Origin of the sequence: Streptomyces sp. YGL11-2 (assembly GCF_050054615.1) — a bacterium.
Lineage (GTDB): Bacteria > Actinomycetota > Actinomycetes > Streptomycetales > Streptomycetaceae > Streptomyces.
Window position 1 is genome coordinate 193,352 of record NZ_JBNHIN010000013.1, and the last position, 10,427, is coordinate 203,778.

Below are 10,427 nucleotides of genomic sequence, written 5' to 3' on the forward strand. Positions count from 1 at the left end.
TGCTGGAATTCCACGGACCGCCGCACGTTCAAGCCGGCGCGCACGGGCGCGAAGTGGCGCCGCGCGGTGGTGCCGCTCTCTCGGCCAGAGGGGGCAGCCCGCCGGTCACTCACGACCGCCACGGGGGACTTCGCGGTCCCCTTCGACTCGACACCGTCCCGCCGTTGGCGCGGTGGGACGCCTGGTCCAGAGGTTGCGACGCTAGTGCAGGGACGTTTCAAGAGGGATGGCAACGCTGCGGCTGACCCGGAGCTGCGCGGCGAGACCGACCGCGCGCAGACTCCGGGCGGGGACGCCGCGGACGGCGGCAAGCCCAAGACCAGCCCCACCGGGCCCGGAAACCGAATAGCGCTGCGCAACTGGCGCATCAGCACCCGCCTGGTCTCCCTGCTCGCGCTTCCCGTCGTCGCCGCGACCACGCTCGGCGGCATGCGTATCGCGACCCAGCTGGACAACATCGACCAGCAGGACAAGATGCAGCTGCTCACCGAGATGACGCGTCAGGCGACCGAGCTCGCCGACGCGCTCCAGGTCGAGCGGGACAAGTCGGCCGGTCCGCTGGCCGGCACGGGCAACACCAAGGACGACGCCAACGTGGTCGCGCCCCGCGAGGCGACCGACCGCGCCAAGGTGTCGTTCAACCAGGCCACCGGGGACATCAAGGCCGACGACACCACGATGGCCGGTGTCCGGGCCACCATCCTGGAGATCGGGCGCCAGCTCAACACCCTCAACGAGATCCGCGCCAACGCCTACAACGACGACAACAACGTCGCGCGGACCGTCAGCGCCTACAACCAGCTGATCAACTCCCTGCTCCAGCTGTCCCAGGACATGGCGCTGGCCACCAGCCAACCGGACATGATCCGCAGCACCCGCGCGCTGGCCGCGTTCTCGTCGGCCAAGGAGTACGCGTCGATGCAGCGCGCCCTGGTCAGTGCGGGCCTGGCGCACTCCGGCGGCCCCCAGCTCTCCTCCAACGACCGGCAGGCCGGCCACGCCGCCGAGGACGACGAGAAGGCCGCCCGCGACCGCTTCGCGCAGATCTACAGCGGCAACGCCGGCGCGCTCACCCGCGGCCTGGACGGCAACAACGACGAGATCAAGGCCGCGGTCGCGTTCGCGCACCGCTCGTTCAACAGCCCCAGCGGCATCCGCAGCCAGGAGTACAAGTACCTCGACTGGTACGACTCGGACACCGTCAAGATCGACGAGATGTCCCGCATCGAGACCTCGCTGCTGTCCGAGATGGACCAGAAGTCCCGCGAGCTGCGCGACGCCGCCACCCGGGACGCGATCATCAACGGTGCGGTGATCCTGCTGGTCCTCGGTGTCTCGCTGGTCGGCGCGTTCGTCGTGGCCCGGTCCATGGTCCGCTCGCTGCGCCGCCTCCAGGACACCGCGCAGAAGGTCGCCCAGGACCGGCTGCCCGAGCTGGTCAAGCAGCTGTCCGAGGCCGACCCGCAGGACGTGGACACCTCCGTCGAGTCGGTCGGTGTGCACAGCCGGGACGAGATCGGCCGGGTGGCCGCGGCCTTCGACGACGTGCACCGCGAGGCGGTCCGGCTGGCGTCCGAGCAGGCCCTGCTGCGGGGCAACGTCAACGCGATGTTCACCAACCTCTCGCGCCGCTCCCAGGGTCTGATCCAGCGCCAGCTCTCGCTGATCTCCGAACTGGAGTCGCGCGAGGCCGACCCGGACCAGCTCTCCTCCCTCTTCAAGCTCGACCACCTCGCCACGCGTATGCGCCGTAACGGCGAGAACCTCCTCGTCCTCGCGGGTGAGGAGCCGGGCCGCCGGTGGACCCGGCCGGTGCCGCTGGTCGACGTCCTGCGGGCCGCCGCGTCCGAGGTGGAGCAGTACGAGCGGATCGAGCTCAACGCGGTACCGCAGACCGAGGTCGCCGGCCGGGTCGTCAACGACCTCGTGCACCTGCTCGCCGAGCTGCTGGAGAACGCGACCTCGTTCTCCTCGCCGCAGACCAAGGTCAAGGTGACCGGTCACGCGCTGCCCGACGGCCGCGTCCTGGTCGAGATCCACGACACCGGCATCGGCCTGTCCCCCGAGGACCTGTCGGCGATCAACGAGCGGCTGGCCAGCCCGCCGACCGTGGACGTCTCGGTGTCCCGGCGGATGGGTCTGTTCGTGGTCGGCCGGCTGTCGCTGCGGCACGGCATCCGCATCCAGCTGCGGCCGTCCGACTCCGGCGGCACCACCGCCCTGGTCATGCTGCCGGTCGATGTCGCCCAGGGCGGCAAGAAGCCGGCGCCGAGCAATGCCAAGGCCGCCGGCGACGTCGCCGGCGGCCCCTCCAGCCGGCTGGCCGGACTCCAGCCGCGCGGCCAGGTGGGCTCCGGTCCCGGCGGGCGGCCCGCGCTGCCCGGCCGCGGCGGCCCCGGTGGCGCGCCGAACGCGTTCGGCTCCGCCGCTCCCGACAGCCGTACGGCCCCGGCCCGCGGCGGCGGCGACGTCAGGTCGGCCGGCGCGCGTCCCGCGCTGCCCACCCGTGGCGCGGACGGCGCCCCGTCCTCAGCCGTGGCCCCGCCCGCCGGCGTAACCGGCCGCGACGAGCGGCCCCAGCTGCCGGCGCGGAACGCCGCGGGCGAACTGCCGGGCAGCGGCGCCGGCCAGGACGCCCGGGCCCCCCGGGACCCCCAGGACACAACCCGGCCGACGGACGGTGCGCTGGGCGTGCGCCGGGACCGCGGCTCCTCCGACGACTGGCCGATGGCGCCCCGCGAGGCGCAGGACCAGCCGCGCGGCCACGAGGACCCCGAGGGCACCGGCAGCTTCGAGCGGCCCGCGCCGGCCGCCGGCCCCGGCGACACCTCGGCGTTCGCCCGTCCCGACTTCGGCGCACCGCGCCCGGATGCGGCCCGTGGGCCGGCTCCGCGCGCGGGCGGCGGTCGGCCGGCCCGGACCGGTTCGGCCGACGGGCCGGGCGGCACGGGTCAGTTCCCGCTCCCCGACGGCGGCAGCGGGCAGACCGGGCAGTACGCCCGCCCCGACAGCGACACCGGCCGGTACGAAACCGGGCGGCCGGAGAGCGCCGGCCGGTACGACGCCGACCCGTTCGCGACCCGGCAGCCGGAGACCAGCGGCCAGTTCCCGCTCCCTGACGGCGACAGCGGGCAGACCGGGCAGTACGCCCGACCGGACGGTGACACCGGACAGTTCCCGCGCCCTGACGGCGGCAGCGGGCAGACCGGGCAGTACGCCCGCCCCGACGGCGACACCGGCCAGTTCGACACCGGCCAGTTCGCGCGCCCCGAGGGCCACCGGCCGGCGGCCGGCCCCGCCCCGGCCGGCGGCGATGTGCTCGGCGGCGCGGACGCCGGCCCCGGGGACGGCCGGACGCCGATCTTCGACACCATCGAGTCCAACTGGTTCAGCCACCCGGCATCGGCAGCCGCCGGTGTGCCGCCGCGGACCGGCGACCGTGCGAACCGCGCCGAGGCGGCGCCGCCGCCGCGCCGCGGGGCCGAGCAGGACGGCGCGGCACCCGCCGCGGGGCCGGCCGGCGGCGCCCGCGATGCCGCGCCGGCGCCGGCCGACGCCACGGCGCAGTGGCGCACCTCGCCGAACGACGAGACCTGGCGGCAGGCCGAGCAGATACGCCAGCCCGCCTCGGGCGGTGTGACCACGTCCGGGCTGCCCCGCCGGGTCCCCCGCGCGAACCTCGTCGCGGGCACCGCCCAGCAGCAGTCCCCCCAGAACGGTCCGCAGGTCTCGCGCGCGCCCAGTGAGGTGCGCGGGCGGCTGACCAATCTCCGCCGCGGTATCCAGCAGGGCCGGCAGGCCGGGACGTCGTCGACCGGCAACCACGGCATTGTCGATCCCACTCACCAGCAGGAGCGTTAGTTGAGTCCGATGAGCCAGGCGGCGCAGAACCTGAACTGGTTGATCACCAACTTCGTGGACAACACCCCCGGGGTGTCCCACACGGTCGTGGTCTCCGCGGACGGACTGCTCCTCGCCATGTCCGAGGGCTTCCCCCGCGACCGCGCCGACCAGTTGGCGGCGGTGGCCTCCGGCCTGACCTCGCTGACCTCGGGCGCCTCCCGCATCTTCGAGGGCGGGAGCGTCAACCAGACCGTGGTGGAGATGGAGCGGGGATTCCTCTTCCTCATGTCCGTCTCCGACGGATCGTCGTTGGCCGTACTGGCGCACCCCGAGTGCGACATCGGCCTCGTCGGTTACGAAATGGCCCTGCTGGTCGACCGCGCGGGCACCGTCCTGACGCCCGACCTGCGCGCCGAACTGCAGGGCAGCCTGCTGAACTGAGTGCACGGCGGCGTCCGCAGCGCCGCACCGCACCCGGTAACCCCTCAACCATTCGTATGCCGCACCCCCCACCGGCCCAACCCGACGACAGTCCGCTGTCCCGTCCGGAGGACCCATGACACCGCCACCCGCCACTTCCGGCCCGTACGGCGCCTACAGCTCTGCGCCGTACGGGAGCGAAGGTGACCAGCCGCTGGTGCGCCCCTACGCCATGACCGGGGGCCGGACCCGGCCCCGCTACCAGCTCGCCATCGAGGCGCTGGTGAGCACCACCGCCGACCCGTCCCAGCTGCCCGGTCTGCTGCCGGAGCACCAGCGGATCTGCCACCTGTGCCGCGAGGTGAAGTCGGTGGCCGAGGTCTCCGCGCTGCTGCACATCCCGCTGGGTGTGGCCCGGATCCTGGTGGCCGACCTGGCCGAGGCCGGGATGGTGGCGATCCACCAGCCGGGCGGCAGCGGCGAGGCGGGCGGCACGCCGGACGTGACCCTGCTGGAGAGGGTGCTCAGTGGACTTCGCAAGCTCTGAGGGCGGCTACGAGGCGAGCCCGGCCCGCGCCACGACCTCCGCGAAGATCGTGGTGGCGGGCGGCTTCGGCGTGGGCAAGACCACGTTCGTCGGGGCCGTCTCGGAGATCAATCCGCTGCGTACGGAGGCCGTGATGACCTCCGCCTCCGCGGGGATCGACGATCTGAGCCACGTCCAGGACAAGACCACGACGACCGTGGCGATGGACTTCGGCCGGATCACCCTGGACCAGGACCTGATCCTGTACCTGTTCGGTACCCCGGGCCAGGACCGCTTCTGGTTCATGTGGGACGACCTGGTCCGCGGCGCCATCGGCGCCGTGGTGCTGGTCGACACCCGGCGCCTCGCGGACTGCTTCCCCGCCGTGGACTACTTCGAGAACAGCGGCCTGCCGTTCGTCATCGCCCTCAACGGCTTCGAGGGACACCAGCCCTACACACCGGACGAGGTGCGTGAGGCGCTGCAGATCGGCCCGGGGACGCCGATCATCACCACCGACGCCCGGCACCGCGCCGAGGCCAAGAGCGCGTTGATCACGCTCGTGGAGCACGCCCTGATGGCCCGGCTCCAGTAGCCGCCGACGGCCCGCGCGCATCGGGCGCGGGCCGGACGGCAGTCGTCAACGGGGGGCCATGAAGCCTGCCCTGGACCCGTACCGTTCACGGGGATGGCGATCTGTGTCCTTCGACACGCCTGCAAAGTGGCTTCATAACGTTTCGACAGTGAATCACGCCGCTTTCGACACCGCACGCGCATGCCCGGCTTCGCTGCGCTCACATTTCTCCCGCCTTTTGCCGCGCCTCGCCCCTAACGCCCCTTTTATCTCGCGCCCTTCGGTAACTGCTCCAGCTTTGTTCGGTGTTTGGAACGCACCGCCCTGACGTGCTGAAATTCGCTGAACTCCGGAGTAGTAACGCCCAGAAGAAACGGCACAGCAATACCGTGCCGGCGCCGAGAGGTTGTTGGTCGAGTGAGGCGAAGCACGTCGAGCCCCGAGCCGCAGGAGCCGCGGCGGGGCAACTTCACCCCGCCACCCCGCAGTGGTGACGCACCGGCTTCCGACGCGTCCGAGAACCCGGTCGCGAAGCCTCCGGTCAGCGGTGGGAAGTACTCCCCGCGCAACTGGCGGGTGGCCACCCGCCTGAACGCCATTCTGCTGATCCCGGTACTCCTCGCCCTCATATTGGGCGTCCTGCGCGTAAAGGGCTCTTTCGGCACCTGGCAGGACGCGCAGGACGCGGAGAACACCGCGAAACTCGTTCGCTCCGCGCTTTCCTACAGCAACGCCCTGATCGACGAGCGGGACCGCACCGCGGCGCCGCTGCTGAAGGGCAAGAAGGACGACCCGGTCGTCCAGGAAGCGCGGGACGCCACCGACGCCGCCGCGAAGCAGTTCCACGACGCCGCCAAGTCGGTGCCCGACAAGCCGGGCCTGAACCGCCGGCTGGCGCTGTTCGCGAAGACCGAGCCCAAGCTGGCGCAGCTGCGGCAGGTCGCCTTCACCTCCAAGCTCACGGGCGTGCAGACCGAAGAGGGCTATGTCGCGGTCCAGCACCCGCTCATGGAGTTCGCCAACGAACTGGGCCTGGGCACCGGCAACATCACCTCCTACGGACGCACCGTCTACGCCATCTCGCTGGCGAAGGCCGCCGAGTCGCTGGAGCGCTCGATCGGCACCCACCTGCTGGTCGACCCGGCCTCCCCGCAGGGCGGCAGGGAGCACAAGACGCAGCTGACCGCGTTCGCGTCGTACCGCTACCTGGAGGGCATCGCCATCGGCGAGTACACCTCCGGCGGTACGCCCGACGACGTGTCGCGGCTCCAGAAGGACGGCGCGGCGCTCCAGCAGTCGGCGCAGCAGCAGATCGCACGGGCAAAGGAACAGGCCCAGGCCGCGGGCCAGACGTTCCGCACCCCGCCGTCGATGGACCAGATGACGACGCTGATCGCGTCCGGCGCGGCACCGGAGACGCTGGCCGCGCAGGGCGTCACCTCCGACGCCTACTTCCAGGCCGCCACCGGCAAGTTCGACATGTACCGGTCCATCGAGAAGGACCTGGCGGACAAGGCGGTGAACGAGGCGGGGCAGATCTCCTCGGACGCCAAGCAGTCCACCTTCGTCGACTCCGGCATCGTGCTGGCCGCCCTGATCGCCGCGTTCCTGGTGGCCGGGATGATGGCCCGCCGGATGAGCCGCAACATGCGGGAGCTGCGCAACGCGGCCTTCGGCGTGGCCGAGCAGCGGCTGCCGATGCTGGTCGACCAGCTCTCCCGTACGGACCCGGGCCGGGTCGACACCCGGGTGACGCCGATCCCGATCTCCACCACCGACGAGATCGGCGAGGTCGCCCGCGCCTTCGACCAGGTGCACCGCGAGGCGGTCCGGCTGGCCGCCGAGCAGGCACTGCTGCGGGGCAACGTCAACGCGATCTTCACCAACCTCTCCAGCCGCAACCAGGGCCTGATCGAGCGCCAGTTGGAGCTGATCACGAACCTGGAGAACAACGAGGCGGACCCGGACCAGCTGGAGAACCTCTTCCGGCTCGACCACCTCGCGACGCGTATGCGCCGCAACGGCGAGAACCTCCTGATCCTCGCGGGCGAGGAGCCGGGCCGCCGCTGGAACCAGCCGGTGCCGCTGATCGACGTGCTGCGGGCGGCGACGTCCGAGGTGGAGTCGTACGAGCGCATCGAGCTCAGCGGGGTCCCGGAGAGCGATATCCACGGCACTGCCGTGACCGACCTCATCCACCTGCTGTCCGAGCTGCTGGAGAACGCCACCACGTTCTCCTCCCCGCAGACCAAGGTGAAGGTGGCCGCGACCCGGCTGCCCGACGGCCGGATCATGATCGAGATCCACGACAAGGGCATCGGGCTGACCCCCGAGGACTTCGCGGACATCAACCACAAACTGGCGAACCCGCCGAACGTGGACGCCGCGATCTCCCAGCGGATGGGCCTGTTCGTGGTCGGCCGGCTGGCCGACCGGCACGGGATCCGGGTCCAGCTGCGCCCCTCGGGCGAGCAGGCCGGCACCACGTCGCTGGTCATGCTGCCGGAGGCGATCACCCACGGCGGTGGCGGCGAGGACCAGTTCGACGAGACCTTCACCGTCTCCCGGATCGTCCCCGAGCACCAGCACACGCCGTACGAGAGCGACCACCGCACCGCGGCCGAGCTGGGCTTCGACGACACCTCGTACGGGCACGGCGACGGTGCGAACGGGCTGGACCCGGTGGGCCGCTCGCTGTTCCGCGAGGAGCGGCGTGCGGCGCTGGAGGCCCACGCGGCCGGCGGGCAGCCGATCGGCGGCCAGGACGACGCCCGGCCGCTGTTCCGCGACGAGGTGCCGTCCGGCCACCAGGGCTACGCCGAGCCGGGCTACGCCGAGCCGGCCTACCCCGAACCGGCCTACCCCGAGTCCGGCTACACCGAGCCGGGCTACCCCGAGCCGGCCTATCCGGAGGCCGATCAGCCGCTCTACAACGACCGCTCCCACGGCGGCCAGGCGTTCGGCGATCCGGACCCGGCGCAGACCACCGGCCAGCACCCCTTCACCGCGCCGGAACCGGGCCCGACGGGCGAGTGGGCCGAACGCGCCACGTACGACGGCCACTTCGGAACCGAAGCGGAATCTGACCGGAATCCACCTGCCGCTCCCGCTGATGCGTCTGAGCGCGTAACATTCGAGCGTCCCGGCCCTACCGCGAGCGCGATCCACTCGCTGACCGACGCCGGCCTTCCGCGCCGCGGAGGCGGCTCCCCGCAGGCTCAGCAGCGGACCGAACCGGAGACCGGCCAGGACGACGGCTCTGTCTGGCGCAGCGCCAACGACGAGCGCTGGCAACGGGCGGAGCGACTGCGCAAGCCGACGGCGGGCGGGGTCACCGCATCCGGCCTTCCCCGGCGGGTGCCCAAGGCCAACCTGGTCGAGGGCAACGCGGAGCAGACCGCGCAGGGCGGCCCCCAGGTCTCCCGCGCTCCGGAGGACGTCCGCGGCAGGTTGAGCAACCTGCGCCGCGGTGTCCAGCAGGGGCGCAGTGCCGGCATGGATCCCTCCTCGGGGGTCCCCCAGAATGACCAACAGGGCTTCGGCCCCGGCAGCACCTACGATCAGGAGCGTTAGTGTGAGCCCGATGAGCCAGGCGGCGCAGAATCTGAACTGGTTGATCACCAACTTCGTGGACAACACCCCCGGGGTGTCCCACACGGTCGTGGTCTCCGCGGACGGTCTCCTCCTCGCCATGTCCGAGGGCTTCCCTCGGGACCGAGCAGATCAGTTGGCGGCGGTGGCCTCCGGCCTCACGTCGCTGACCTCCGGCGCATCCCGCATCTTCGAGGGCGGGAGCGTCAACCAGACCGTGGTGGAGATGGAGCGCGGCTTCCTCTTCATCATGTCCGTCTCCGACGGATCGTCGTTGGCCGTACTGGCGCACCCCGAGTGCGACATCGGCCTCGTCGGTTACGAAATGGCCCTGCTGGTCGACCGCGCGGGCACCGTCCTGACGCCCGACCTGCGCGCCGAACTGCAGGGCAGCCTTCTCAACTAGCAGACAGGCAGTGCGTTTCCCGCCACCGAGCCATAGGGTTCGGTGGCGCGACCGGCGTCAGACAGGCAAGTTGGAGGAGGAGACGTGGNTCTCAACTAGCAGACAGGCAGTGCGTTTCCCGCCACCGAGCCATAGGGTTCGGTGGCGCGACCGGCGTCAGACAGGCAAGTTGGAGGAGGAGACGTGGCAACGCCCCCGAACGGCTACCCGTACGGTTCCGGACAGGAGTCCGGTCCGCAGGGCGACACCCATCACAACCGCTTCAACTTCCCGTCTGCGCCGAGCCGCAGGCAGCAGCGGCCCCAGCCGCCGCAGCCGCCGCAGCGCGCCCCGCAGCAGCCCGGCCCGTACGGTTCCCGGCCCTCCGGGCCCGCGCCGTACGAGCCGTCGCCGTACGACCAGCCGCAGGCACCGCGCATCCAGCCGGTGCAGCCCCACCGGCCGGCTCCCGAGCCGGCCCCCACGGGCTCGAACAACCCGCTCGTGCGGCCGTACGCGATGACCGGGGGCCGGACCCGGCCGCGCTACCAGCTCGCCATCGAGGCACTGGTCAGCACGACCGCCGAGCCCGCCAAGCTGCAGGGGCAGTTGCCGGAGCACCAGCGCATCTGCCACCTCTGCCGCGAGATCAAATCAGTGGCTGAGATCTCGGCCCTCCTCTCCATCCCCCTCGGCGTCGCCCGGATCCTCGTCGCCGACCTGGCGGAGGCCGGACTCGTCGCCATCCATCAGCCCGGCGGAGACGAGACCGCCGGCGGACAGCCAGATGTGACACTGCTCGAAAGGGTGCTCAGTGGACTTCGCAAGCTCTAGCGGTGCAGCCCGCTCCACCACCTCCGCGAAGATCGTGGTGGCGGGCGGCTTCGGCGTGGGCAAGACCACGTTCGTCGGGGCCGTCTCAGAGATCAATCCGCTGCGTACCGAAGCCGTGATGACCTCCGCCTCCGCGGGGATCGACGACCTCACGCACGCGCCGGACAAGACGACCACGACCGTGGCGATGGACTTCGGCCGGATCACCCTGGACCAGGACCTGATCCTGTACCTGTTCGGTACCCCGGGCCAGG

The 10,427-nt window shown here is 71.7% G+C and carries 8 protein-coding genes; all 8 read left to right on the forward strand.

From position 1 onward, the window contains the following. The first annotated feature begins 204 nt into the window (after positions 1–204). A complete protein-coding gene (locus ACO1BR_RS17685) occupies positions 205–3,861 on the forward strand; it encodes a nitrate- and nitrite sensing domain-containing protein (protein WP_426796013.1) in 3,657 nt (1,218 codons plus the stop codon). Between the two features lie 9 nt (positions 3,862–3,870). Beyond that, positions 3,871–4,284 (forward strand): roadblock/LC7 domain-containing protein, encoded by a 414-nt coding sequence (locus ACO1BR_RS17690; protein ID WP_393907255.1) that lies wholly within the window; start codon positions 3,871–3,873, stop codon positions 4,282–4,284. 115 nt (positions 4,285–4,399) lie between these two features. Then, a complete protein-coding gene (locus tag ACO1BR_RS17695) occupies positions 4,400–4,810 on the forward strand; it encodes a DUF742 domain-containing protein (protein ID WP_016576235.1) in 411 nt (136 codons plus the stop codon). Beyond that, the gene (locus tag ACO1BR_RS17700) at positions 4,791–5,384 is read left to right on the forward strand and encodes a GTP-binding protein (RefSeq protein WP_426796014.1); all 594 of its coding nucleotides are present in this window, start codon (positions 4,791–4,793) and stop codon (positions 5,382–5,384) included. The genes ACO1BR_RS17695 and ACO1BR_RS17700 overlap by 20 nt, the downstream gene beginning before the upstream one ends. A gap of 396 nt (positions 5,385–5,780) precedes the next feature. Further along, positions 5,781–8,936 (forward strand): nitrate- and nitrite sensing domain-containing protein, encoded by a 3,156-nt coding sequence (locus tag ACO1BR_RS17705; protein ID WP_426796015.1) that lies wholly within the window; start codon positions 5,781–5,783, stop codon positions 8,934–8,936. Between the two features lie 10 nt (positions 8,937–8,946). Continuing rightward, entirely contained in the window at positions 8,947–9,360 is a 414-nt protein-coding gene (locus tag ACO1BR_RS17710) for a roadblock/LC7 domain-containing protein (RefSeq protein ID WP_018087204.1), read from the forward strand. Positions 9,361–9,543: 183 nt separating this feature from the next. Beyond that, positions 9,544–10,173: a DUF742 domain-containing protein gene (locus ACO1BR_RS17715; protein WP_426796016.1), complete on the forward strand. Its 630-nt coding sequence runs from the start codon at positions 9,544–9,546 to the stop codon at positions 10,171–10,173. Beyond that, positions 10,154–10,427: GTP-binding protein (locus tag ACO1BR_RS17720; protein ID WP_426796017.1), on the forward strand; the 274-nt coding region annotated here is incomplete at its 3' end. The genes ACO1BR_RS17715 and ACO1BR_RS17720, both read left to right, overlap by 20 nt.